Source organism: Shewanella sp. CAL98-MNA-CIBAN-0140 (assembly GCF_040309905.1).
In the GTDB taxonomy this organism is placed as follows: domain Bacteria; phylum Pseudomonadota; class Gammaproteobacteria; order Enterobacterales; family Shewanellaceae; genus Shewanella; species Shewanella psychromarinicola.
The window spans coordinates 1-246 of sequence record NZ_JBEOPI010000256.1 but is presented as its reverse complement, the minus strand read 5'-3'; the positions used below and the strand labels follow the sequence as shown (position 1 = coordinate 246).

Annotated in this window: 1 protein-coding gene; it reads right to left on the bottom strand. The window is 36.2% G+C overall.

Annotation, left to right across the window (positions count from 1 at the left end; all coding sequences use genetic code 11):
* Positions 1-216: DUF350 domain-containing protein (locus AAEY93_RS20975; protein ID WP_502959579.1), on the bottom strand; the 216-nt coding region annotated here is incomplete at its 3' end.
* Positions 217-246: the final 30 nt, after the last annotated feature.

The window sequence follows — 246 nt, the reverse complement described above, 5'->3', positions numbered from 1 at the left end:
GCTTACACCTGTAAGCACAATCGCCAATGCAACTAAACCCGCAGCAAAACTAATACCAAATGCAAAGTTATCACGCTCAGTAATTTCATCATTAGCATGCAGGTTAGATACCCAACCCTTAATATATTTAAGACTCACAAACAGCAACACAATAATTGCAAAATCAATCGCCAGCGCTTGTAGTGACCACATTGTTATTCCATTAAATTCATACATATTACTCTAACTCCAACTTTATTCTTTTAC